The sequence below is a fragment of the Foliimonas ilicis genome (assembly GCF_039939195.1).
Classification (GTDB): Bacteria; Pseudomonadota; Alphaproteobacteria; order Rhizobiales; family Rhizobiaceae; genus Foliimonas; species Foliimonas ilicis.
On sequence record NZ_JBDUUH010000014.1, the window covers coordinates 134,060 to 157,186 of the forward strand.

The window sequence follows — 23,127 nt, forward strand, 5'->3', positions numbered from 1 at the left end:
GGATATATGCTTTCCACGAATGCCGCAGAGCCGTCTCGCGACTGCCCTCTTTGTCCACGACTGCACGATTTTCTAGCCTTCTGGCGTCAGCGCGAGCCGGAATGGTTTAATTCGCCGGTGCCGAGCTTCATCCCGACCGGCGGTGAGGAAAAGGTGCGTCTGCTGATTGTCGGGCTGGCACCCGGCGTTCGCGGCGCGAATCGAACGGGACGCCCCTTCACCGGTGATTATGCGGGTGAACTTCTCTACAACACGCTGATCGATTTCGGCTTCGCGCGCGGCACTTTCGCCGCAAGGCCGGATGACGGCCTGGAATTGATCGACGCCGCGATAACCAATGCGGTGCGGTGCGTTCCGCCGGAAAACAAACCTGTCGGCCAGGAAATCAACACCTGCCGGACGTTCCTCGTGCCGACCATCGCGCGGTTCCCAAATCTCGAAGCCATATTGACACTCGGCACCATCGCGCATCAATCAACAGTTCGCGCGCTGGGACAGCGGGTTGCCGCCTACCCGTTCAAACACGGCGCGCAACAGCAGGTGGACAACATCAAGCTGTTTTCGAGCTATCATTGCTCCCGCTACAACACCAATACCGGTGTGTTGACGACGGAGATGTTCGTGGATGTGTTTCGGAAGATAAGGGAAGCGGTAGGAGCGAATAGCGAATAGCGAATAGCGAATAGCGAATAGCGAATAGCGAATAGCGAATAGCGAATAGCGAATAGCGAATAGCGAATAGCGATGGATAATCTGATCGAGTTTTGCGCAACAGGTTTTATATAAAGAAATCCCTATTCGCTAATTACTATTCGCTATTCGCTCTCTTACCCTCTTTCCTTCAGCAACCGGCCCTTTTCGCGGTTCCAGTCGCGCTTCTTTTCGGTCTCGCGCTTGTCGTGCAGTTTCTTGCCGCGGCCGACCGCGAGCAGAATTTTTGCGCGGCCGCGATCGTTGAAGTAGATCTTCAACGGAACGAGCGTCATGCCTTCGCGGTCGACGCTTTGCGCCATGCGCGCCATTTCACGCTTGTTCAAAAGCAGCTTACGCCTGCGGCGCGGCTCGTGATTGAAGCGATTGGCCTGCAGATATTCGGGCAAATACGAATTTATCAGCCAGACCTCGCCGCCTTCGACGGAAGCGTAGGATTCGGCGATATTCGCCTGTCCTTGCCGCAGCGACTTGACCTCGGTGCCAGTCAGCACGAGGCCTGCCTCGACCGTGTCGAGCACTTCATAGGAGAAGCGCGCTTTGCGGTTTTCAGCAACGGTCTTGTTGTTTGGATCGTCTTTTTTCTGGGCCATCAGGTTCAAGCGCGCGTCTGGCGCGTCAGTTAATCAATCCGGCGTGCTTCATCGCAGCCTCGATCTTTTCAGCCGTCGCATCCTCGACCGTCATCAGCGGCGAACGCAGCACATTCTGCATCTTGCCGAGCCGCGACAGCGCGTATTTCGCACCGGAGACGCCGGGTTCGATGAAGATCGCCTTGTGCAGCGGCATCAGCCTGTCCTGCAGCTCGAGCGCTCGCTCCTTGTCGCCATTGAGCGTCGCTTCCTGGAATTCGGAGCAAAGCCGCGGCGCGACATTGGCCGTAACGGAGATAGCGCCAATTCCGCCATGTGCATTGAAGCCCAGCGCCGAAGCATCTTCGCCCGAAAGCTGGATGAAATCCTTGCCGCAGGTGATGCGCTGTTCCGACACGCGCTCGACCTTGCCGGTCGCATCCTTGACGCCAGCGATGTTCTTGAAGTCGTGCGCCAGCCGTCCCATCGTCTCCGGCGTCATGTCGATCACCGAGCGCGGCGGGATGTTGTAGATGATGATCGGCAGGCTGGTTGACTTGGCGATCGTTGCGAAATGCTCGTAGAGACCGCGCTGGGTCGGCTTGTTGTAATAGGGCGTAACCACCAGAACCGCATCCGCACCAGCCTTTTCGGCATATTGCGCAAGGCTGACAGCTTCTGTCGTGTTGTTTGATCCTGCGCCTGCGACAACAGGCACGCGGCCCTTTGCCACTTCGATGCAGGCCTTTACGACCTGACGGTGTTCTTCGTGCGAAAGCGTGGGCGATTCGCCGGTCGTGCCGACAGGAACCAACCCTTGCGTGCCTTCTACGATCTGCCAATCGACAAAATCGCGAAAGGCTTTCTCGTCGAACCCGCCATTCCGGTCGAAGGGTGTAACGAGCGCAGTGAGCGAGCCTCTCAGCATTTCCATAAATCTCCCGGCAGGGCTTGTGGTCCAAGCTTAAAATTGAAGAACGGCTTTCTAACCGAAAGCGGCGCGGCGCACCATAGTCTTGACACCGTCATCCAGCAAATAGCCACCTGCTGGTACAAGACGACAATTCGAACGGAAAAAATAACACTTTGTTTACGTAGTTTTCACCGCCGCCCGTTAGCGTTTCAAATTCACCCTTTAAATTGTAACGTGTACGGAAAGGGAAACAGGCAACATGGCAATCAGGCAGCCAACAACCCGTTTCGCGCTCCTCGGCGCAGCGTTGCTCTTGCTTCCGGCAACAGCGACCGGTTCCAACATCGATTTGCAGACGACTGCGGCAATTCCAATGCCGCGGCCCAATGCCGTGACCGGCAAGCCGACGGCAGGCGACATCGCAGCGCTGAAAAGCGGGCTCGACGCGCTTTCGTCGCGTGAGATCGGCCGCGCGCGCGCCGTGCGCGACAGTCTTTCCAAGACGTCGCTCGACAATCACATTCTGACATGGGCAATCGCGCTGCGGGGCGGCGATCTGGTGCCGAGCGGCGATATTGCTGCCGCTGCACATGCCTTGCCGGGCTGGCCCGGAATGCAGGCGCTGCGCAACAACAGCGAACGCGCGCTCTATCGCGAAAACCCGAACCCGCAGACGATCGTGAAAGCCTTTGGCGATTCGCGTCCGCAGACATTCGAAGGCGTGGTCCTGCTGGCGCACTCGCAGATCGCGCTTGGCAATCGCGATGCCGCCCGCGCGACGCTTTCGCCCTTCTGGCGCAGCCAAAGGCTTGAAGCCAAGGAAGAAGCGCAGATCATAAAGGAATTCGGCAGCGTCATTTCGCAGGCTGACCACCGTTTCCGCATGGAACGTATGCTCTACACCGACCGCCTGGCCTCGGCTCAGCGCGTCGCCGCGCTCGCAGGCGCCAAACAACTGGCCGATGCGTGGAGTGCTGCGACCAAAAACGACAAGAATGCCGGGCGTTTGCTCGATGCGGTTCCTGCCGCACAGCGTTCCGCAGGTTTCATTTTCGCCAAGGCGCGTTACCTGCGCCGCACTGACAAATTCGACGAAGCTGCAAAGCTGATGCTGACCGCGCCGAAAGACCGCGCATCGTTGATCGATCCCGATGCGTGGTGGATCGAGCGCCGTGTGCTTTCGCGCGAACTGCAGGACATTGGCGACGTCAGGGGCGCTTATCGCATCTCCGCCGCCCATTCCGCCGAAAGCCCTGCAAATGCGGCAGACGCAGAGTTTCACGCCGGATGGTACGCGCTTCGCAGCCTGAAAGATGCAAAAACCGCATCCGTTCACTTCGCCCGCATCGCCAAGATCGCAGAAGGCCCGATCTCGCTTTCGCGCGCCTATTACTGGCTTGGCCGCTCGGCGGAAGCTGGCGGTCCCGGCAATTCGAAGGACTATTTCAACAAGGCCGCAGCCTATGGCACCACCTTCTATGGCCAGCTCGCAGCCCAGCGCACCGGACAACAGGCGCTGAACGTTGCTTATCCGAGACCAACTGATCTCGACCGCCAGACTTTCGAGCACCGCGAGGCGGTTCTGGCCATTCGCCGTCTTGAACAGGCCGACTATAACAGCCTAGCCGACACGCTTTATCGCGATCTCGCCGCCCAGCTTACCAGCCCCGGCGAACTCGCATTGCTGGCGGTCATGGCCGAACGGCGCGGCGATCATTTCCTCGCATTGCGCGTCGGCAAGATTGCCGCTTCGCGCGGCATCGATGTCGGCGCGCTTTCGCACCCGATCGGCGTCATCCCGGCGGCCGCTAATATTTCCGGCTCCGGCAAGGCTCTCGCCTATGCGATTGCGCGGCAGGAAAGCGAGTTCAATGTCTCTGCCGTATCGCCCGCAGGCGCGCGCGGCTTGCTGCAATTGATGCCGGGAACGGCAAAGGAAGTCGCTAGAAAGGCTGGCATGACCTATTCGCAAGCCCGCCTGACCACCGACCCCGGTTATAACGCAACGCTCGGCGCGAATTTTCTGGGCGAGCAACTCGACCGTTTCGGCGGATCTTATGTGTTGACCTTCGCAGGCTACAATGCCGGGCCGCGCCGCGCCCAGCAATGGGTCGAGCGCTATGGCGACCCGCGCGGCAAGGACATCGACACCGTGGTCGACTGGATCGAGCGCATTCCGTTCACCGAAACGCGCGGCTATGTGCAGCGTGTCATGGAGAATTATCAGGTCTACAGAATGCGTCTTTCCGGCAAGATCGACGTTGCGGGCGACCTGATCAACGGGCGTTCATGAGCATCAGCGCAGGCTATTCGGACCGTTTCTACACGGCATCCGATGGCTTGCGCCTTCACGCTCGAATCTATGGGCAGCCGGTCGCCGATGAATTGCCGGTAATCTGCCTGTCGGGCCTCACCAGAAACGCCCGCGATTTTCACGGTCTTGCGCTTTATCTTTCCAGCGAGGCTCCGCGTCCGCGACAGGTGATCTGCTTCGATTATCGCGGCCGTGGCCTCTCGGATTACGACCCGAACTGGCGAAATTACACGGTCCTGACCGAAGCGCAGGATGTGCTGGCCGGATTGGCAACATTGGGCATCCAGCATGGTGCATTTATCGGTGCGTCACGCGGCGGGCTGATCCTGCATTTCCTGCCCGCGCTCGCCCCCGGCATGATGAAGGCCGCCATATTCAACGACATCGGTCCGGTCGTGGAGATGGAGGGCCTGCTGCATATCCGCAATTATCTGCGCGCCGCGAAGCCATTGAAAAGTTTCACGGAAGCCGAAGCCGCGCAAAGGTCTGCGCATTCAAAAGCGTTTCCGGCATTGAACGGCGAGGATTGGCAGACCCTGGCCCGCGCCTTGTATCGCGACGAGAATGGCGTGCCGGTTCTTGATTTCGATCCGGCCCTTGTGAACACGCTGGACAACCTCAATCCTTCGGCTCCCCTACCCGATCTGTGGCCGCAATTCGAAAGCCTGAGCGGCATCCCGCTGCTTGCCATACGCGGTGAGAATTCGACGCTGCTTTCCAAAACCACGCTCGAAGAAATGCGCAACCGTCACGATGGTATGGAGACGATCCTCGTTGAAGGCCAAGGCCATACACCGCTTCTGGAAACCGCCTCTCTTCCGCAGAAAATCGCCGGATTTCTGGATCGCAGCATGAGCGGGCGACAGATACACAGCTAAGCAACGCTGCCCCGCTTCGACGCGGTTTTTCCTGCACGCAACCGCAAGTGAGAATTATGGGGCAAGTGGTAGAAATGTCTTGTTTTCTAAGGCGCAGCACGTTAGCAGGGCGTGACGGAGAGGTGGCCGAGTGGTCGAAGGCGCTCCCCTGCTAAGGGAGTAGAGGTCAAAAGCTTCTCGTGGGTTCGAATCCCATCCTCTCCGCCAGAGCCGCCGATTACCGCACTATTGACCGTCTATTTCCTTAGCAATCAGTCAGATAGCCGTTTTGAGTCGGTTAGACCGCGTTGCGAGGTTCTCACCCCCAGCCAAGCAGAGTAACCTGCCGGCATAATCGCCGATAGCACGTAGCACGCCACAGCACGCTTCGCTCTTGCTTGCGCGTGACGGGATTTACGGGTGGATGTATAAGGGCCGCATTCAGTTGGCAAACTATGCCAGCAATCAGATTGCCGCGAGACGAAGCATGCTTTTGAACCGACGCACCTTGCTCGCAATGGGAGTGCTTGGAATGACAGGTCCTCTGGCTGCTCAGGCAGCTATGTTTAAAGTTCTGTATGAGGGCAATCTCTTTGCCGATTATTTCCAAATATACCTGCGCGACGAAGTCCATCCTGATTTACCCAACGACTACACCGATGAAGCGATCTCCCGCCGCCTTATGGCCGGGCCGTATGCGGTCATTCTCCACACAGCGCGCAATATGACCGTGCCGATCCGTGTTGAATGGCACGATAAACGCCCCACTCTCGATCTCCATGCCTACCAACACGTTGTCGAGACGCATTTCGATTGTCCCTCCGGTCAACTCGTGCTGGCTGGCCTGACGGATTACGATCCCACCGCTCCGCGACTTTCGGTGAAAACGGGGCCTCTTCGAGTGCGTGCGAACTTTTCTGGTCTCGACACGCTCAGTGAAGATGGTCTTGAAGGAGATGACCAATACGTGGTTCAGCTCTGGCCCGGAGTTGAACCGGAAGGCGTGCGTGTGTTGAAAGCGTGGTCCGGCGAGTAGAGTCTGCCGCGCAAATTCTAGCTATCGCGAGTAGATCGGCCGGGCTAATTTTCAGCGGAACCTCCATCGGAAAATCAGGCGCAAAAGTTGGCCCTAAAGCGCCTGACCGCTTACCACCCACATTGCAGCCCCTCACTTACCTCAATTCTGGAGGGCTATAGCGTAAACGTAGTTCTCTGTTTCGTCGGCTTCGGCCCGCCATTCCCGCCGATTGCCCTCCACGGCGCGATATTGCCGCCGATCACCGCACACTCGCCAAGCGATGCTGAGAACCGCCGGTTCTACGCACAGCCGGGTATCTCTTGAAGAACAGTGATGGCGGCAACCGAGCCCCTCAGTCGTAAAAACGATGCTTGCTGTCGCTTGGAAGCAGACATTTGAATTCGGCATGGGAATCCGGATCAAAAACTCCCGCTGGAATTCTGAAACTGAACTGCGGGCTTATCGCAGGCATGTTGCGAAAACTTGATACAGGACCTATCCATAGACGATGAGCGCCCCCACCTTTAACCAACTTAACCATGGCTGGAACGCAGAACCGAACTCCCCTGGCCCCGTTGTGGAAGTCGAAGACGCCACTGCTCGCATTAGCTTTTTCCTCAACCCGTTTCTGTTCGAGGCCGGCGCGGAGGAGGTGGCGCGATTAACCTTCACTGGCACTCGTATGTGGCGGCTTGGGCCCACAAACGATGAAGGCTGGTTCCACGGGCAATGTCGTTACAGCGGCATCGCTCCAAAGTGGGGAGAGTTCTATGAGATACTCGGGGATGACCCACTGAGGTCAACGCCGTTTGACTGGCTAAGGACGATCGCCGGGGGACAGGAAGGTCGTCCATTTCCTGTTTTATTTCAGGGATGAAACCTTCGAGTGCATGGCCGACGAATGGTCTTTCCAACGCGGCCTCTCGCGGGCCATTGCGAAGGATGACTGGTAAAGGATCAGCGACCGACTCGTGGATTGTGAGCCATGCGATAACTTCTCGCGCACTGGAGCGAGAAGTTGACGGTCTTCTTTCCACCGCATGGGAGCCATTCGGCCTTGCCTCAAATTTGTAGGACTATAGCGTAGACGTAGTTCTCTTTTTCATCGGCTTCGGCCCGCCAGATGCCGCCGAATTTGCTGCAGTCCAATAATCCTGAAGATCAGCGACGGTAGCAAGCGGCTCGATTTCGACCGTTCTACTGCAGATTTTGCTTTCCCAGTTGCGCTTCGTCACCTTTGCTGTTGCTTATCCGAGGCGAAAGGTGAGGCCATGACCGCGATAGCCATTTGGCGCAACGATGAGGTTGAAGGAAACCCATCGCTATGGGCCGCTGCAGATAGCAGAGTGTCCGGGGTGGACGGCACTCTGCTTATTGCCGATGCCGTGAAAATCTTGTCGCTTCCGATCATCTGCCGACGGCCGGGACCGGACGGATTTTTCAGTGACGCCTATTTCGTTCACACACTCGGTTACTGCTTTGCGGGCAGTACGCTTATGGGACAAAACACCTACCTTGGCATTACGCCGCTACTCTCGAACCTCATATCGGCGACGTCCTATATTCCCTCAATCGAGGACATCGCCCGCCAGATTTTGGCGTACCTGAAAGTGACGTTCGAGGACTACAGACCGATAGGGGCGCAACAATCGCTCTTTGAAGTGGCCATATTCGGCTATTGCCACAGGGCGCATCAATTGGAGATTGTCCATTTCCGCCCCGAACTCGTTCAGAATGTCTACGAGGTTGGGATGGAAGCTCGCCAGAATTTGCACGCCCACGAATTCCTATACATAGGGAACGACAGAGCAGCGCTTCGGAAAGAAATCACGAACGCCTTCAACGGTGAGGCTGTATCGGGCCGCCCTATTTCACGCACACCGCGTTTTGTGATTCAAGACCGCATAGCGAGCGATAAAAGTCCTACAATCGGCGGTGATCTTCAACTCGCCATCGCCGACAGATTCGGCTTGCGGCCGTTCGCATTGGTAAAACCTTATGTCTTGGGGCAGACTGCTGCCTACGTTAGCTATCTCGGTCGTGAACTAACGGATGATTTGACAACCGTCGGCGAAGCGCGGGCGTCGCCTATGATGATCATATAGTGCCCCAGCATCCGTGAGGTGTTGAGGCCAAATCCGAAAGTCGCCAGTCCGCTCCCATCCCATGGTAGCCATTCCCTCGCGCCTCAATTTTGGAGGGCTATAGCGTAAGTAGTTCTCTGTTTCATCAGCTTCGGCTCGCAATTTTACCGCACGCTCCTGCAAGGCTTGATACGCTAACAAACCTGCCCGTTTTCCGGCACCAAAGCTCTCGCCCTATAAGAATTCAGCCGGTTCAGCCTCATGAGCTTCATGCAAGAGTGTCAAGAACGGCTTTGCATGGGGGATCACGTTTGAAGCAACTGCGGTTACTGCAATGCCGGGCGTCCATGAATTCATCACCGCCGAACCTGATAAATCCCTGAGTTTATCCAAGGTTATTTCCTCATAGCGCTGAGGAATTGCGAGCCGGTCCAGTTGCCGTTGAATCATACTCATCATGGTGCCCTGCAGCATCTCGGCCTTGGGCCAGATAACAGCTTCACCATCCCAGAAGACAAGGTTCCATATGGTCGCCTCACTCAGTCGACCGTGCCTATCCATGAATGCAGCGTCGTCAAAGCCCTCCCGTATGGCCTGGTGCAGATAGTAGGTTTTGCCAGCCTCGCCGACATGCTTGATGGCTGCGTGCGGTCTCTCGTGCTCAACCACGCTCAGCCGCAGCGGACCCTTTGGCCCGTTGGAAGGCGCGCCTGTTCTGACGAGAAAGTCCGGCTTCACGTTCATACTGTCGGCAGTGAATTCGCCGTTGCGCGAAAAGACCGTGACCGTCAACGACAGATTCCCCGGACCATCGTCGATTGCCGCCTTGATGAAAGACCGCAATTGGTCGTCAGGCAGCGCTTGGCCAAAAAATTCAAGAGAGGCATTGCGCAAACGCGCCAGATGCAGGTCCAATCCTTTAATTTTACGGTTTCTGACCTGCATTGCCGTGAAATGCGCAAACCCCGCAAAGGCCAAGGGCGTCAGTTCTACTGCAGTCGCTGGACGACCATTGATCTGGGCTGGATAAAGGCTGGTTTCGATAGACATGATTTTGCTCCTGGGTGTGTTCACACGAAAGAGCAAAGGTCTTAGGGTCTGACAGCGCCGTCAGAGTCAAGAGCGCTGCAGGGGCATGAAATGAAGATAGGCGAACTATCGCGGCGTACGGGCGTAAGCATCCGAATGCTGCGCTACTATGAAATTGAAGGACTCCTGAAGCCGCAGCGTACAGAAAGCGGCTATCGGGACTATGATTTGGCGGAGGTGCGGACCGTAGAGCGGATCAAGCTGCTCGGCTCTGCGGGTATGACCCTTGCGACGATCCAGCAGTTTTTGCCCTGCGTACGAGGGAATGGCCCCATCTTCGAACCATGCGATGAACTTCGTAACGTTTTGCGCGAACAAATCCACCTGATTGACCAGAATTCGGAAAAACTGGCTCAAAGCCGAAAAATATTGGGAAGTTTCCTGCTAGAAATCGAGCGAACCTGAGAGACTCGTTCGCCCCGGCCGCGAATGCCAATCGGATCGGACGGCGGCAAATGTCGATCATTACGGCCGCTCTCGGAGCCGCGTATTTCCGCCTACATGCGCGAGCCGACTACGGCGCCTGCTGCTGCACCGCCCAGACCGCCGACGACTGCACCGGCCGATCCAGCAACGGCGGAACCGGCAAGCGCGCCTGTACCCGCGCCGATCGCTGCACCGGTAGCCGTCCTCATGGCTTGCGATGAGCCGCAACCAGCGAGTGAAAAGGCGACGAGCGAAACTGCGACGATACGGTACATATTGGACATCCGACGGTAAGCAATCATGCCGGAAGCCTAGGCAATCGAGGTTAACAGGAGCTTTCCAAAGTTCGGACTGGCATTGGAAGCTGACACGCTGTTCTCCCTTAATGGGGCGATCAAAAGTCTGACATCTCAGAAAGGCAAAGGTTGGCCTCGCGCTATGCGTGTGCATAATGGCAAGCATTCGAAGGAGGAACGCCATATGAAAATGATTGTACTGGCTGGCCTTGTGCTTGGTTTTTCGTTCACCCCAAATGTAGTGTCCGCTCAGGGGCTGGACCCGATGTGGTCCGGACAAACGGGCATGAGCACCATGAACAATCAAGTTACCCGCGAGATGATGAACAGGCATAACAAGAAGAATCAGCGGCGCAGCAAAGCGACACGCGCCAGCGTTGCATGTTCTCCGGATTCAATGCCGGCAGCCCAGCGCCGTCAGTTAAACACACGCGCTGCCCAGATCATGCAACGACAAGGCAAAGCAGCAGCGGTGGCTTATGCCCGCAAGCAGGGAATGGCTTATCGCAAGAAGTTGCAGGCGCAGGGCATTTGCCCTTGATCGCTCAACGATGGGTTGAAGGGCGCCTTTGACGGCGCCATCCAAAAAGGCCGCGCGCTCGGCCTTTTTTGTGTCTGATGATTTGGGTATGCTGCGCGTCTGGAGGTCGTTGAAATGCCTGAGACACGATTGGACAACAAGCTCGACTGCAAGCAATGCGGAAAAATCCACATGGATATTCCAGACCATCCTGACGATGAAACAATCATATTATGCAGTGACTGCGGATCGCCGCTGGGAACATGGGGCGAGCTTCAAACGGACTTTTACAAGCAGATTGGCGACGGGGTGCTTGATCTAAAGAGGGGTCAGATTTTCAAGAAATGACGCCCGGCAGCAACATAAGAGCCAATTTTCTTTGCCTATTCATCTATTTGAATGATTTTTTACCCGGATTGGCGTATTATCCTACCTCGCGCGCTACATTGCGTTGACGGGGGAATCTCATGGCGTCGTTACGAAAGACGCACTTGTTCTATCTAAAGAAGATCAGCCAGTCGAAGTGCCGGCTTCCGCTTTACCAAAAGCAGATCAGAGACTTGGCTGCGAGAGGTTATGTTCGGCTCACCGATCCCGACGATTCGGGCGACTGCATAGTCAACATAACGTCCAAGGGGCTTAACGCGCTCGAAATCTCAAGTCCTCGGCCATATCCCGCTAACGTCCTGTAACTTCCCCACTTACCGAACTGCGATCGATGCGTGACGGGTTGCTGCGGCTGAAATCAGCGGGCGAGCAAATCCACCTTGGTCCAATCGATTGAATCACGATTTCAGTACACAATCCTGGATGCTGCTTGACGGCTTCAATCGCCATAAGATACAGCGCTTAAATCATGACCAATTGAGTCATATTAAAGCCAGCCCTTCCTTTTCGGACAGCCAGCGAATGCCGAATTTCGAAGGGGGTTATCATGTCTACACGTCGCTTCGGCCGCGTCTCGCGGTCGTGTTTTCTGCTGGCCGGAGTTTCCGCGCTCTGCCTGCAATCGCCAGAAGTCGCATTGGCGCAGAGTGCCGCAACCGACGCCAATGCATCCGGGCAGTATGAACCGCTGATCAATGCCGACGAGCAGATCCAGCTCGACCAGATTACCATTGTCGCGGCCCGCACCAAGGGCAATGTGCTGGATGTGCCGATGACGGTGTCGGTCATCGACCGCGCGACGCTTCAGCGCCATGTCGTTCGCGACATTCAGGACATGGTTCGCTATGAGCCGGGCATCAGCGTCACGCGCCAGACCTCGCTGACCAATCCATTCGGGCAGCTTACCGGCTTCAACATTCGAGGCATGGGCGGCAACCGGGTACAGATGCTCGTCGATGGTTCGCGCGTTCAGGAGCAGATCACAGATGGCAGCCGCGATCTGGTCGACCCGTTCACCGTCAGAAGCGTTGAAATTGTGCGCGGCCCGAACTCCGTGCTTCAGGGTGCCGACGCGCTGGGCGGCGTCGTTTCCTTCCGCACGCTCGACCCGACCGACATTCTCGATGGTACCAAACCTTGGGCGGTCGAGATCAAAACGGCCTATGACAGCTATGACGATTCATTCCGCAAGCAGGCAACGGCTGCCGCCGAAGCGGGTGACTTCAAGTTTCTCGCCAGCTTTGGCCATCTCGGCGCTTCCGAAGGCGATTTCAGCAATGGCCGCGCCGATGGCGGCCAGTGGGGTTGCCCGAGAGAGACGATCTGGCCTTGCAACAAGGCGTTCCCGGCAGACACCGATTCCTACAACGGCCTGATGAAGCTGCAGTGGAACCCGACTGAAGATCACGAATTCAAGCTGACCGGCGAGTGGTTCAACCGCAAGACCTCCATCGAGCAGAAATACGACAGTTCCGCTGCGTTCGGCGGCTATACCAATGATAGCTGGCAGCGCGACCTCGACATGGAACGCTATCGTTTCGCGCTCGATCACAAATGGACCGTCAACGCCGGCTGGCTCGATGAGCTGAACTGGCGCGTCTCCTATTCTCCGCAGAAGCGCAACACGTTCAGCAATCAGTTCCGCACCTATCCGACGCGCGAGCAGCAGAACATTCAGATTCGCAATTACAGTGAAAACTTCCTCGAAGCGGATATTCAGGCGAACTCGTCATTCGAGCTTGGCGGCGTCTCCCACAATCTCACCTATGGTTTCGACGGCGATTTGACGAAGACCGATTATGCCGGCGAAAACATCACCAACAATCTGACGACCGGCACCTCGACCACAGTAACCAATCAGGGCTTCAATTTCCCGAAGGTCGATACGGTTCGCGCCGACATCTATGTTCAGGACGAAATAAAGCTGCTCGACGACCGTCTGACGATCTCGCCCGGATTGCGTCTTGCCAACTACTCCATCAATCCAACCGGCGATGACGACTATTCGCCCCTGCCCGGCTTCGAACCGCGCAAGATCGAGGAAACCAAGCTCATCAAGCGCATCAGCGCGATGTATGATCTGAACGACACCTATTCGCTCTACGCCGGATACGGCGAGGGCTTCAAAATGCCGACCTCGCAGCAGCTTTTCGTTTCATCGCTGTCCATCGGCTCGACCGGTTTCGTCGAGGTTATCCCGAACCCGAATTTGAAGCCTGAATATGTGCGCAGCTATGAAGCAGGCATTCGCGGAAAACTCGACCGCGGATATTTCAGCCTGACCGGCTTTTATGCCGACTACAAGGATTTCATCCGCTCGCTTCAACCGGTGCCGGGCGCAGCCGACAAATACACATCCGACAATGTCGAGAATGTACGCATCTGGGGCGTCGAGTTCGGCGGCGAGTACGAAGTCTATGACGACATCTTCGTGAATGCCGCATTGTCCTATCAGAAGGGCAAGCAGCGCATTTCCTCCGGCGCGGAAGAAACGGCTTTCGACGGCGCGGTGCCGCTGACCGCCGTACTCGGCCTGCGTTACCTTATCCCGGAATGGAACCTCGAAACCGAATTCGTGGGCACATTCGCCAAAGGGGTTAGCGAACGTTCGGATCCGAATGCGTTCAAGCCCGGCGGCTACGCGGTGTTCGATGCCTATGCCAAATGGTCGCCGACCAAGAATGTCGATCTCGATTTCGGCATCCAGAACATTTTCGACCGTCGCTATTTCCCCAACACCATCGCCGGCACGATCACCAACACGATCCTGCCTTCGGTCGCCAATGCGAACCCGCCGGAAATGCAGATCGCACCCGGCCGCACCTTCAAGCTCGGCGCGACGGTTCGCTTCTGATCTGAAACTCACACAACTCCATACGGCGCGGGGCGCGCGACATCGCCCTGCGCCAAACAAGGAAAACTGCCGTGGCTGATGTCCTTCGCCAGTTCGCTCGCCTTTTAAAGCTCTGCATATCGGGCAAGGGCGGCAAGATCAGCCTGATCTACCTTGCGGTGATCATCGCGCTGCAACTGGGCGGAATTTACTTCACCATCCGGCTCGTAAACTGGACCTCAGCGTTTTACGGGGCGCTGGAAAAGGTCGATGCTGGAGCAGCTCTTTGGCAGATCGGCGTCTTTGCTACGATCGTCGGGCTGAACTCCATTCGCGGGCTTTCCGCCGATTATCTGCAGAAGATACTTCACATCAAATGGCGCCAATCGCTGACCGATGCCGCACTGAATTCCTGGCTGTCGAACCGCGCCTATTGGCGCTTGGCGCAAGGCGAACGGGGCCACGATGTCGACAATCCTGACCAGAGAATTGCCGATGATTGCGGGCTGTTCGTCAAAGGCATTCTCGATGAAGGCATCGAACTCATTACCAAGATCGTCGGCATTTTCTCCTATCTGATTTTGCTTTGGGGCCTCTCGACATTCGCGCTCAACTTCTCGCTGTTCGGCTTAGATGTTTCGATCCCGCGCTACATGGTTTGGGCCGCCTTCATCTATGTCGCCCTTTCGAGCGGCCTGACGCATCTGCTTGGCAAACCGCTGAAATCGCTGATCTACACCCAGCAGAAACGCGAAGCCGATTTTCGCTTTTCGATGGCGCGCATTCGCCAGTCGGCGGACGAAATCGCACTTATGGGCGGCGAAAATGTCGAGCGGAAGGGTCTGAACCGCCGTTTCGACGGAATTTCGGGAAATTGGCGCAAGCTGGCGTCGCGTGAATTCCTGCTCGGCTGTTTTACATTTCCCTATCAGCACACTGTTCTGCGCATTCCGCTGTTTGTCGCCCTGCCCGCTTTCTTTGCCGGGAACATCGCGCTCGGCGGCCTCATGCAGATCGCGATGGCCTTCTCCAATGTCGTGACGACGCTGTCCTGGTTCATCTTTTCCTATAAGCCGCTGTCCAATCTCGTCGCCGCATCTTCGCGCCTCGCCGGATTTCTGACGGCGACGAAATCGGCGAACGAACGCCTGTCCGGAATCGAGCGTGCACAATCGATTTCCGGCCTTCATCTGCGCCAACTCGTGCTGCGCACGCCGCAGGGAACCGACATGCTTTCGGTGCCGCGTCTCGACATCAGCCCCGGCGAAACCGTCTTGCTGCGCGGTCGCTCCGGGCTTGGCAAGACGACGCTGATGAAGGCGCTGGCTGGAGGTTGGAGCGACGGCGAAGGGCGCATCCATATGCCGACCGCAAGCACACTCTTCCTCTCGCAGAAGCCTTATTTTCCGCAAGGCGATATATTCGCGGCTGTCGCCTATCCGGCGTCATCCGAGAACTTCAAACAGGATGATCTGCACCGCGCCATCGAAGCCGTTGGGCTAGGAAGCAACGATGTGCTCCACCAGGCCGACCTGGAGTTCGACCACTCCAGCCTTTCAGGCGGCGAGCAGCAACGTCTGGCGCTGGCGCGCGCCCTGCTTCTCAAGCCCGAATGGCTGTTCCTCGATGAAGCGACAAGCGCGCTTGATGAAGAGGCCGAGGCACAACTAATCTCGCTGCTGCGCAGCGAATTACCGAACGCGACCTTCGTCATCATTTCACATCGAAGTACAGCAGCATTGGCCGGCAGGCGCATCATCGACCTCGACCCGCAAGCAGAACCGTCCGCAAAAACCTTGAAATTTCAGTACGCATAGGAATTGCCATGACCGCACGCATCCATCACAGGCGCGAACGCCTCGACATTTCTCCCATCGAAATCCTCGAACGTTTGCCATCCATCGGCCGGTTGATGATCAATTCCGAAAATCTCGGCGCGACGCATGAGCGGATCGGCAAGGTCGAAAAGGTGCGGCTCGTAGATGGATGGATCATCTGCGAAGGCACTGAGCACAATTCACGTATCGAACTTGCCGCCATCGACACGATCATCGTCGATCGAACGAGTGTAATGCGTGAAAAATCCTATCCGCGTATCGAATTGCGCGACAAAGACGTCAAAAACATCTGCAATATTACCGGTTTCGAGGGGCTGGAGCCGTTCGATGCCGTGCTTGGTGAATTTCCGCAAGGCAGCGAACTTCCAATCGAAGAACGAAAGAGCGGCACTTCTGCCGAGCGCAAGGAACTGGACGAAAACGATATGGGCCTGACGCCATTCTCGGCAGCCGAACGAAATGGCGGGCGGATCAGCATCGAGTTCCATCAACCCTCCTTCCGGCAGACGTGGCAAGGTGACGTGCCGAAAATCAATCCTGCCATGGGCTATATCAACGTCATCCTGCCGGATTTCCATCTGCATCTGCAGGGCGGATCAGTTACAGGCTGGCAGCGTGAAGATGATGACGAACAAACACGCTTCATTGCCGTTGGCGCAGAGGGCGAAAAAGGCCTCATCGTCTCCGGCGCAACGTCAAATTTCGGCTGACATCATGACCGATCATTGGACCCACCCTGTCGCGACATGGCTCGATCCCGACACCGGAAATCTGCTCGATCATCCGCAACTCATGCAGGAGGTTTCGCAAAGCAATGTCCTGCTGCTCGGCGAAACGCATGACCGCTACGACATTCATCGCTGGCAGCTTCATATCTGCGCAGCGATGCGCGCCTATCGCAACGAGATTGCCGTGGGCTTCGAGATGTTTCCGCGCCGGGTCCAGCCCGTGCTCGACGATTGGGTTGCGGGAAAGCTGAACCAGAATACTTTTCTCGAAACCGTCGAATGGAGCAAGGTCTGGGGCTTTGCGCCCGAACTCTACCTACCGCTCTTCCACTTCTGTCGCGAGTTCGGTGTGCCCATGCTGGCGCTCAACTGCTACCGCGAATTGGTGACGCGCGTCGGCAAGGAAGGCTGGGACGCAATACCGGCCGATGAGCGCGATGGGTTGACGCCGTCTGCCGCCGCCACGCCAGCCTATCGGCAATATCTTTTCGACATAACCGGCGGCGGATCGCCATCCCGAAAAGTGCAATCAGCAGATGCGCCCGAATTCGACCGTTTCGTGAGAGCGCAGCAGACTTGGGACCGCGCCTTCGCCTGCAACATCGCCAATGCGCTCGAAGTCGAAAACCCGCCGCTGGTGATTGGAATTATCGGCCGCGGACATCTCGAATACGGCCACGGCACGCCGTTTCAGCTACAACACCTCGGAATAGACAAGGTGATTACTCTGCTGCCCAGCGACGAGCCGCCGCCTATCAATCAAGATATAATGGGCATTGCGAGAGCGATTTTCCGCCTGCAACCTGATCAATCCTGAAATATTCAAAAATTTCCATCGGCTCTTCATCAACCGATAGGCGTAGCCATTATTCCCTTATTTGCGATCTGAAATATTGCCTGCTAACCTCTTAAACAGAGTGACTATTCAAATCTGTTTCTGATTGGAAGCAAATGAAGGCACTTCTGGTTGTAATAATATTGCAATCCACGAGTTCTGGCGAAAGTACGCTGCAGTCGCCGGTGGTGATGTATTATTCCTCTATGGATATCTGCGAACAGCAAAAAAGCATTGTGGTTCAAGCAATCAAGGATTCAGTTTCCGGCCCTTTGAGCACATTGCCTCAAAATTTAAATATCACCATATCGGCGCGCTGCAGTTCTGCGGATGATTGGTGAAAACTGACGAAAGTATCACTTCCCAGCAAGACAGTACGGAAAGCAGCTCAATTGTATTGCACGGCGTGCTTGGCGACGAAAATTATCGCCGCTGCGGCTTCCTGGCCCTTCTACGAGCACCGTCTATGCGCTATGCGGACTGATACAGATCACGTTCAGCACGGTATCATGGACAGTTTTTTCATTTTCAACGCCATAGTGCTGGCGGCGTCGATCACTGCCCCGCCTGGCGAGACAAATAGAATGCCCGAGGCATTTTTACGAAGCCGCGCGCACATAGGATACGACCTTTAAAGACATGCATCGCCTTCTAGAAATCGCCCTAGCAACCGTCGGCCTCATCGTCGCAGCACCTGTCATTATTGTAGCCGGTGTTTTGGTACGCCGGGATTCACCCGGTCCCGCGCTGTTTCGTCAGGTGAGAGTCGGTCGGGACGGCCTCCCGTTCACATGCTTGAAGATGCGAACGATGTATCTCGATACCGGAGACCGTCCTTCTCACGATGTAGGTCGCTCGTCGGTCACGAAGGCAGGCAACATCCTCCGCAAAACCAAGATCGATGAGTTACCGCAACTTTGGAATGTAGTCAGAGGCGATATGAGCCTTGTTGGTCCTCGCCCCTGCCTTCCGTCGCAGACCGAGCTGATCGAGGCCAGAAGGAGGCGCGGAGTCCTGAAAATGCGACCAGGTATCACCGGGATCTCTCAAATTGCGGGGGTCGATATGTCCGATCCAGAGCGGCTTGCAACACTCGACGCGACTTATGTGAAGTCGTTGGCCACTGATTTGCGGATCATATTCGCCACGGTATTCGGCGCCGGACGCGGCGATCGGGTATCATCCGACACATGAAAATCGCGGTTACAGGCACTACCGGTTTCGTTGGATCAGCGTTTGTCGCACATCTGCGCAATAGCTCGTTCGACGTTCGTGCAATAGACCGAGGCTCGGAATTTTCGTTCGAGGGCACAGAAGCGGTCATTCACATTGCCGGGCTAGCACACCAATCAGGCAGGCTCCAACCGACTACCGAAGAATTCGATGCGGCCAATCACCAGTTCACCAGAAAGCTCGCCGCGCGCGCTGCCGAGGCAGGCGTAAAACGCTTCGTATTTCTCTCAAGCGTGAATGTCGTTGCCGGAAATGAAGGCATACTTTCACCGGAAATGCCCTTCAACCCGCTCAGCGAATACGGGCAATCGAAGGCTCGAGCCGAACTGGCGCTGCGCGAATACGAGCAGATCGAACCCGTTATTCTGAGGCCGCCTCTGGTCTATGGACCGCATCCCAAAGGCAATATGGCGACATTGCTGCGAATGGCTTCATCCCCATTGCCGCTTCCCTTCGCGTCGGTCGATAATCGTCGCACCATGATTTCAATCTCTAACCTGGTCGAGGCGATCGAGTTTGCGACGATAACGGAGGGGCTGGCCGGGCGAGTTTTCCACGTAACCGATGGACGCGATATATCACTGAAGGAGATGATCGCCACGATCCGCGCTGCCCGCGGCCAACCGGAAAGACTTTTTCCCGTGCCGCCGAAGGTGCTGGAAGCCTTATTGGGCATCCTCGGAAAACGGAAAATTGCGGAACAACTGCTTGGTGATTTGATCGTCGATGGTTCCCTTTTGAACAGAGCCGGCTGGCTTCCCCGTCACGACCCTTCGCAAGGGCTGCAAGCGATGGCAGTGGCTGAACAAGACTCTTGATATGCAAAGGTAAGCAGCGGGAAATTATAGATGTCGATGGCACGAATTCTCATCGCCGCGAATTTCCCGGACCGCGGAAAAGGCTTTCACAACGACGTCAATCTGTTTGCATTCGAAACGCACAAAGGCGCCAACCACGCGAGATCGAACGGCAAATCTTTGATCTGTCTACTTTTTGAAACTATGAAACGACGGGAATCTAAGGTTCACCAAAAAGCTTCACTCAAGTAGAAACCTTTTCGCCATTTGTGACAGCAACCAGTCTCACGCTAAACTTCCTTTCGGATGTGATTGAGACGCCAAAGCCAAATCAGCAACAAAGCAGCAATAGCGCTGTATTTAGCGATCACTGATATCTCAGCCACACCGAGCGCAACCGATGCGCCGATAACCGACAGTGCCAAAGGGCCTACCAGTGCCATCGCGATACGCTTGACGCTTACCTCGGTCACCCATCCAATGGCTATGAGATATACTGCATAACCAACGATGCTCGCTATTGTAAATGCAATGATCGCCACCTGCTCCGATTGCACCGCAGCACCGATCAGAATGGCTCCAACACGCAAGACAAACAAGACGAGCTGGACGACCGTGTGAAGCCTCAGCGCCTCCAATCCGGTCATGGCCGTGGACAAGGGCGAAGTAACAAATTGCCAGGCCGCCCAGATCGATGTCCAGGCAATGACGCTTGCTGCCGGGGCCCACTGGCTGCCGAATGCGGTCGGTACAATCTCCGGCGCCGTCAGAGCCACGATCGTAAACGGCATGAAGCTCAGCCAGCCGAGAATGTTAATGAGCCGTTCTACAAGCTTTGCGGTTTCCGCACTGCGTCGCGCTTCAACGATGCGCGGCAAAAGCACTTGCGAAATCGCCTTGCCGACAAGACCGTTCGGAGCGGAAACGAGCCGAACCGCCAAGGCATAGAACCCGGCAAGCATCGGGGAAAAAAGGGCCGCGAAAAGAAGGATCGGCGCTTGGCTGCTTGCCACGTTCAGCAGGCTTGCGGCACTATCATACAGCGGAAAGCGACGGTAACGCTTGGCCGCCCAAGCCGCTCGCCTTGGCTGGAAAACGCCAACCTTGCTGTTCTTGCGATCCCTGATCAGGCCAACGATCAGCCTCGAAAAACCGGCGCATTGTCCGATGATCTGTCCGACAACGATTCCCATCACACCGGCACCCGCAAACCCAAAGGCGATTTGCGCGCCTGTTCCGGCAATGCCTTGCTGGATTCGCGTCCATGAGATCACGCCGAACCGCTTTTTTCGAACGGCCCAGTAATTCGCGACGTTGTAGAGACCGGCGGTAAGGGTACCTATCACCAGCAAAAACAGGAACATCTCATTGGAAAGACCGGTATTCTGCTCCCAGAAATAGCTGGCGAAAAAATACGCCACCCCAGCCGCTATTGAAACGGAGATCACGGACAGAAAAGCGATCGAGACAAGATGGAATGCTGCGCCGTCGCGCATTGGCAAGGGAATTGCCAACTCGTAGCGAAGCGACGCGATGACCACGATGAGGCCCACAATACCGGCAAATACCGCTGCGCCGCCAAACTCCAACGGATTGTAAAGCCGTGTCAGAAGCGGAAGCGCAATCAATCCGACTAACTGGCTGACTGCGGTCCCAGTCGCAAGCATTGCAACGCTGCGACCAAAGCCGCCTGAGGCCCCCAGAAAGCCGAAACCCTTCATATCCGCCTACATACGTTCTGCATCAACGCCATCTTTTTGCGGCTGGCAAGCCGGACGTATGTCACTTCGGTTTTGAAAAAGCCACACGACTCAGAACAAGGCCGGAGCCAAGCACGAGCCCTATCAGAAGCGATCCTATTGCGAACGGCCCAATCATTGGAAAGATTTTATCTGCTGTGGCCGCGACAGTACTGTATTCGACAATCGGAGCAGTTGCAGGATCATTCAGAGGTGATTGTTCCACCAAACGAGTCAGGCGCTCGGCGCGCGTATCGTTCTCCAGAATATACACACTTCCTTCGAGATCGCGCAGGTCGGAAACGAATGCGTCTCCATCCTGCCTGTTTTTCAAGAGATTGATCCGCTCCTCAAGCGCTGTGCTACCCTGAAAATAGGTTGGGAGATCGCCGGAAAACATTTGAACCGATGTATTTGCCGAAGGTTGACCTTCCGCATTTCGCTGGAGAGCGACAGGTTCACGAATTCCCAATGACTGGGCTATTTTCGCCTGTTCTTCCAAAAAAGCGATCTGATCCTGACGTTTCATTCCTTCTTTTGCTTTTCGAGAGTCAATCTCGACGCGCAATTGGGTAATGGCGCCATTGCGTTGTTTCTTGCCAGCCTCGATCCGCCGGATCACCGAAGCTTTGATGTCACCGGCAAGGCCAGTGCGTGCATTTTCCAAACTCCATGCGACGAATTTGTTCAGAGCTTCCTCGTTCTCCGAACGAACGCGCATTTTTAAAGCGGCATCCCGTTCTGTTGGAGCCGTGAATGTGATGCGCCTTACAAAGGAAAGTGCGCCGCTTTCAGTGGTTTCATTCTCACCCTTAGCCAGAGCGACACCCGTCACCTGAGCGCCTTCTATGAGATTGGATGGATTCTGAAGGTAGGCCGCATACTCGTTAAAAAGATCGGTCCGAGTGTAAGGAAACGCGGTCTTTACCAACGCGCCTCTCGTATCCTCGCCGTCTTGGGCAGATGGAAGAGCTTCAGCCGCAGCGAGATCTATATATTCGGAGTACCTTGACTGTCCGAGGGGGAGGATAGAAGCGACGGCTTCGTAATTATTCGGCACAACGGAATAAGCGACTGCGCCTGCGATCAGCGAAATGGCGGTCACAGCAGCTACAATATAACGGCCGCGCCATAGATGCTCCACGAGCACTTTCAGTTCTACTTCGTTGTCTTTCTCGCCGTCCAAAACCGCTTCCTTCCACGCCTACAGCTGCCAATATAGGCACCACGTTTTCTGCCCTTTAGCATTTGCTCGGCAGATTGGCGATATGAAGAGCGAATATGCTGCCCGACCTCTCGGTAAAGCGGTATTTTCAGGGAAAAACGCGCCCTCTATTCGGGGCTCACGCGGCCTTCAGCGGCACCTGCGACTCTTCGGCGCTGCTGGCCATTCGAATGAGCGATTCGATGACGGCTGTTCGCTCAGGTTCGGACAGAACATCCATGTCGAACAACCTCATACTGCGAATGCCTTCCAGCACGAGGAAAATCGTCAGCATGGCGACATCGTCGGATGAACTTGCCTTCATACGGTCCAGAAGAGAACGCTTGAAACCGCGTACGGGCAAAATAAAATCGGGATTTTCGGCCATGGCGGCCAGAACGCCGGATGGCGGCGGCGAGCAATCTTCATGTTCCTGCACGAAGAGCTCAATATAGGCTGAAGCAATATTACCCGGTTCGTCGGGGCGCTCCGCAACTTTACTTGTCAGCGACCGGTCGAAACATTTCAGATGGTCTTCGACCAGAGATTGAAGCAGGGCCGCTTTCGACGGAAAGTTGTAGAGCAAACCGCCCTTTGAAACGCCTGCGCGGGCTGCAACCGCATCGAGAGATAGCTTCGAGGGCCCCATTTCACGGGCCAGACACGATGCAGCAGCGAGAATTTTCTCCCGCGTGGAACACTTCATTACAATGCCATCCTCCAAAAAAAGCGG

General features: G+C 56.0%; 22 protein-coding genes and 1 tRNA gene. 16 read left to right on the plus strand and 7 right to left on the minus strand.

The features are described 5' to 3' along the window. Nucleotides 1-6: 6 nt before the first annotated feature. A complete protein-coding gene (locus ABFT80_RS24520; RefSeq protein ID WP_347974564.1) occupies nt 7-672 on the plus strand; it encodes a uracil-DNA glycosylase in 666 nt (221 codons plus the stop codon). A 155-nt stretch (nt 673-827) separates the two neighbouring features. Here the strand turns inward: ABFT80_RS24520 and smpB are convergent, their stop codons facing one another. Together smpB and dapA are read right to left on the minus strand one after the other, a co-directional pair. Further along, nucleotides 828-1,304, minus strand: a complete 477-nt coding sequence (smpB, locus tag ABFT80_RS24525; RefSeq protein ID WP_455190005.1) for an SsrA-binding protein SmpB — start codon at nt 1,302-1,304, stop codon at nt 828-830. A gap of 25 nt (nt 1,305-1,329) precedes the next feature. Next, nucleotides 1,330-2,211 carry a 4-hydroxy-tetrahydrodipicolinate synthase gene (dapA, locus tag ABFT80_RS24530; RefSeq protein ID WP_347974601.1) on the minus strand — a complete coding sequence of 294 codons (882 nt, stop codon included), beginning with the start codon at nt 2,209-2,211 and terminating at the stop codon, nt 1,330-1,332. 244 nt (nt 2,212-2,455) lie between these two features. Between dapA and ABFT80_RS24535 the strand changes: the two genes are divergently transcribed. The 5 genes from ABFT80_RS24535 to ABFT80_RS24555 all read left to right on the plus strand — a co-directional run bounded on the left by ABFT80_RS24535 (nt 2,456) and on the right by ABFT80_RS24555 (nt 8,490). After that, nucleotides 2,456-4,489, plus strand: coding sequence for a lytic transglycosylase domain-containing protein (locus ABFT80_RS24535; protein ID WP_347974565.1), 2,034 nt, complete (start codon nt 2,456-2,458; stop codon nt 4,487-4,489). Then, nucleotides 4,486-5,388: an alpha/beta fold hydrolase gene (locus ABFT80_RS24540; RefSeq protein ID WP_347974566.1), complete on the plus strand. Its 903-nt coding sequence runs from the start codon at nt 4,486-4,488 to the stop codon at nt 5,386-5,388. The genes ABFT80_RS24535 and ABFT80_RS24540 overlap by 4 nt, the downstream gene beginning before the upstream one ends. Nucleotides 5,389-5,504: 116 nt before the next feature. Then, nucleotides 5,505-5,595: transfer RNA gene (locus ABFT80_RS24545), tRNA-Ser, on the plus strand. Between the two features lie 196 nt (nt 5,596-5,791). Further along, nucleotides 5,792-6,403 (plus strand): hypothetical protein, encoded by a 612-nt coding sequence (locus ABFT80_RS24550; protein ID WP_347974567.1) that lies wholly within the window; start codon nt 5,792-5,794, stop codon nt 6,401-6,403. Nucleotides 6,404-7,656: 1,253 nt separating this feature from the next. Next, nucleotides 7,657-8,490 carry a hypothetical protein gene (locus ABFT80_RS24555; RefSeq protein WP_347974568.1) on the plus strand — a complete coding sequence of 278 codons (834 nt, stop codon included), beginning with the start codon at nt 7,657-7,659 and terminating at the stop codon, nt 8,488-8,490. Nucleotides 8,491-8,703: 213 nt separating this feature from the next. Here ABFT80_RS24555 and ABFT80_RS24560 read toward each other — a convergent pair whose 3' ends face one another. Then, complete coding sequence (locus ABFT80_RS24560; RefSeq protein ID WP_347974569.1) at nt 8,704-9,519, minus strand: aminotransferase class IV family protein; 816 nt, start codon at nt 9,517-9,519, stop codon at nt 8,704-8,706. Between the two features lie 90 nt (nt 9,520-9,609). Between ABFT80_RS24560 and ABFT80_RS24565 the strand changes: the two genes are divergently transcribed. Next, entirely contained in the window at nt 9,610-9,963 is a 354-nt protein-coding gene (locus ABFT80_RS24565; RefSeq protein WP_347974570.1) for a MerR family transcriptional regulator, read from the plus strand. A 92-nt stretch (nt 9,964-10,055) separates the two neighbouring features. On the opposite strand, the gene ABFT80_RS24570 is transcribed toward ABFT80_RS24565, so the two are convergent. After that, entirely contained in the window at nt 10,056-10,259 is a 204-nt protein-coding gene (locus tag ABFT80_RS24570) for a glycine zipper 2TM domain-containing protein (protein ID WP_347974571.1), read from the minus strand. A gap of 82 nt (nt 10,260-10,341) precedes the next feature. Here ABFT80_RS24570 and ABFT80_RS24575 point away from each other — a divergent pair, with 82 nt between their 5' ends. The 9 genes from ABFT80_RS24575 (at nt 10,342) to ABFT80_RS24615 (ending at nt 19,472) form a co-directional block, all read left to right on the plus strand. Then, nucleotides 10,342-10,821, plus strand: coding sequence for a hypothetical protein (locus tag ABFT80_RS24575; protein WP_347974572.1), 480 nt, complete (start codon nt 10,342-10,344; stop codon nt 10,819-10,821). Between the two features lie 114 nt (nt 10,822-10,935). Then, nucleotides 10,936-11,148, plus strand: a complete 213-nt coding sequence (locus ABFT80_RS24580) for a hypothetical protein (RefSeq protein ID WP_347974573.1) — start codon at nt 10,936-10,938, stop codon at nt 11,146-11,148. Nucleotides 11,149-11,734: 586 nt separating this feature from the next. Further along, entirely contained in the window at nt 11,735-14,041 is a 2,307-nt protein-coding gene (locus ABFT80_RS24585) for a TonB-dependent hemoglobin/transferrin/lactoferrin family receptor (protein ID WP_347974574.1), read from the plus strand. 71 nt (nt 14,042-14,112) lie between these two features. Further along, nucleotides 14,113-15,837, plus strand: a complete 1,725-nt coding sequence (locus ABFT80_RS24590; protein WP_347974575.1) for an ABC transporter ATP-binding protein/permease — start codon at nt 14,113-14,115, stop codon at nt 15,835-15,837. A gap of 8 nt (nt 15,838-15,845) precedes the next feature. Further along, complete coding sequence (locus tag ABFT80_RS24595; RefSeq protein ID WP_347974576.1) at nt 15,846-16,568, plus strand: hypothetical protein; 723 nt, start codon at nt 15,846-15,848, stop codon at nt 16,566-16,568. Nucleotides 16,569-16,572: 4 nt separating this feature from the next. Next, a complete protein-coding gene (locus ABFT80_RS24600; RefSeq protein WP_347974577.1) occupies nt 16,573-17,403 on the plus strand; it encodes a ChaN family lipoprotein in 831 nt (276 codons plus the stop codon). Nucleotides 17,404-17,537: 134 nt separating this feature from the next. Continuing rightward, nucleotides 17,538-17,762: a hypothetical protein gene (locus ABFT80_RS24605; RefSeq protein ID WP_347974578.1), complete on the plus strand. Its 225-nt coding sequence runs from the start codon at nt 17,538-17,540 to the stop codon at nt 17,760-17,762. A gap of 298 nt (nt 17,763-18,060) precedes the next feature. Beyond that, on the plus strand, nt 18,061-18,615 hold the full coding sequence (locus ABFT80_RS24610) for a sugar transferase (protein WP_347974579.1): 555 nt from the start codon (nt 18,061-18,063) through the stop codon (nt 18,613-18,615). Further along, complete coding sequence (locus tag ABFT80_RS24615) at nt 18,612-19,472, plus strand: NAD-dependent epimerase/dehydratase family protein (RefSeq protein WP_347974580.1); 861 nt, start codon at nt 18,612-18,614, stop codon at nt 19,470-19,472. Before ABFT80_RS24610 ends, ABFT80_RS24615 begins: the two co-directional genes overlap by 4 nt. A gap of 269 nt (nt 19,473-19,741) precedes the next feature. On the opposite strand, the gene ABFT80_RS24620 is transcribed toward ABFT80_RS24615, so the two are convergent. The 3 genes from ABFT80_RS24620 to ABFT80_RS24630 all read right to left on the minus strand — a co-directional run bounded on the left by ABFT80_RS24620 (nt 19,742) and on the right by ABFT80_RS24630 (nt 23,100). Next, nucleotides 19,742-21,172 (minus strand): oligosaccharide flippase family protein, encoded by a 1,431-nt coding sequence (locus ABFT80_RS24620; RefSeq protein WP_347974581.1) that lies wholly within the window; start codon nt 21,170-21,172, stop codon nt 19,742-19,744. Nucleotides 21,173-21,233: 61 nt separating this feature from the next. After that, nucleotides 21,234-22,376: a Wzz/FepE/Etk N-terminal domain-containing protein gene (locus ABFT80_RS24625; RefSeq protein WP_347974582.1), complete on the minus strand. Its 1,143-nt coding sequence runs from the start codon at nt 22,374-22,376 to the stop codon at nt 21,234-21,236. Between the two features lie 157 nt (nt 22,377-22,533). After that, on the minus strand, nt 22,534-23,100 hold the full coding sequence (locus tag ABFT80_RS24630) for a TetR/AcrR family transcriptional regulator (RefSeq protein WP_347974583.1): 567 nt from the start codon (nt 23,098-23,100) through the stop codon (nt 22,534-22,536). Between the last annotated feature and the right edge of the window lie 27 nt (nt 23,101-23,127).

What these genes read in the sequence shown, in the direction of transcription:
- smpB (WP_455190005.1), bottom strand. Translation starts at nt 1,304, where the DNA reads ATGGCCCAGAAAAAAGACGATCCAAACAACAAGACCGTTGCTGAAAAC.
- ABFT80_RS24610 (WP_347974579.1), top strand. Translation starts at nt 18,061, where the DNA reads ATGCATCGCCTTCTAGAAATCGCCCTAGCAACCGTCGGCCTCATCGTC.
- ABFT80_RS24555 (WP_347974568.1), top strand. Translation starts at nt 7,657, where the DNA reads ATGACCGCGATAGCCATTTGGCGCAACGATGAGGTTGAAGGAAACCCA.
- dapA (WP_347974601.1), bottom strand. Translation starts at nt 2,211, where the DNA reads ATGCTGAGAGGCTCGCTCACTGCGCTCGTTACACCCTTCGACCGGAAT.
- ABFT80_RS24560 (WP_347974569.1), bottom strand. Translation starts at nt 9,519, where the DNA reads ATGTCTATCGAAACCAGCCTTTATCCAGCCCAGATCAATGGTCGTCCA.
- ABFT80_RS24585 (WP_347974574.1), top strand. Translation starts at nt 11,735, where the DNA reads ATGTCTACACGTCGCTTCGGCCGCGTCTCGCGGTCGTGTTTTCTGCTG.
- ABFT80_RS24540 (WP_347974566.1), top strand. Translation starts at nt 4,486, where the DNA reads ATGAGCATCAGCGCAGGCTATTCGGACCGTTTCTACACGGCATCCGAT.
- ABFT80_RS24520 (WP_347974564.1), top strand. Translation starts at nt 7, where the DNA reads ATGCTTTCCACGAATGCCGCAGAGCCGTCTCGCGACTGCCCTCTTTGT.
- ABFT80_RS24615 (WP_347974580.1), top strand. Translation starts at nt 18,612, where the DNA reads ATGAAAATCGCGGTTACAGGCACTACCGGTTTCGTTGGATCAGCGTTT.
- ABFT80_RS24535 (WP_347974565.1), top strand. Translation starts at nt 2,456, where the DNA reads ATGGCAATCAGGCAGCCAACAACCCGTTTCGCGCTCCTCGGCGCAGCG.
- ABFT80_RS24580 (WP_347974573.1), top strand. Translation starts at nt 10,936, where the DNA reads ATGCCTGAGACACGATTGGACAACAAGCTCGACTGCAAGCAATGCGGA.
- ABFT80_RS24595 (WP_347974576.1), top strand. Translation starts at nt 15,846, where the DNA reads ATGACCGCACGCATCCATCACAGGCGCGAACGCCTCGACATTTCTCCC.
- ABFT80_RS24565 (WP_347974570.1), top strand. Translation starts at nt 9,610, where the DNA reads ATGAAGATAGGCGAACTATCGCGGCGTACGGGCGTAAGCATCCGAATG.
- ABFT80_RS24620 (WP_347974581.1), bottom strand. Translation starts at nt 21,172, where the DNA reads ATGAAGGGTTTCGGCTTTCTGGGGGCCTCAGGCGGCTTTGGTCGCAGC.
- ABFT80_RS24600 (WP_347974577.1), top strand. Translation starts at nt 16,573, where the DNA reads ATGACCGATCATTGGACCCACCCTGTCGCGACATGGCTCGATCCCGAC.
- ABFT80_RS24570 (WP_347974571.1), bottom strand. Translation starts at nt 10,259, where the DNA reads ATGTACCGTATCGTCGCAGTTTCGCTCGTCGCCTTTTCACTCGCTGGT.
- ABFT80_RS24550 (WP_347974567.1), top strand. Translation starts at nt 5,792, where the DNA reads ATGTATAAGGGCCGCATTCAGTTGGCAAACTATGCCAGCAATCAGATT.
- ABFT80_RS24605 (WP_347974578.1), top strand. Translation starts at nt 17,538, where the DNA reads ATGAAGGCACTTCTGGTTGTAATAATATTGCAATCCACGAGTTCTGGC.
- ABFT80_RS24630 (WP_347974583.1), bottom strand. Translation starts at nt 23,100, where the DNA reads ATGAAGTGTTCCACGCGGGAGAAAATTCTCGCTGCTGCATCGTGTCTG.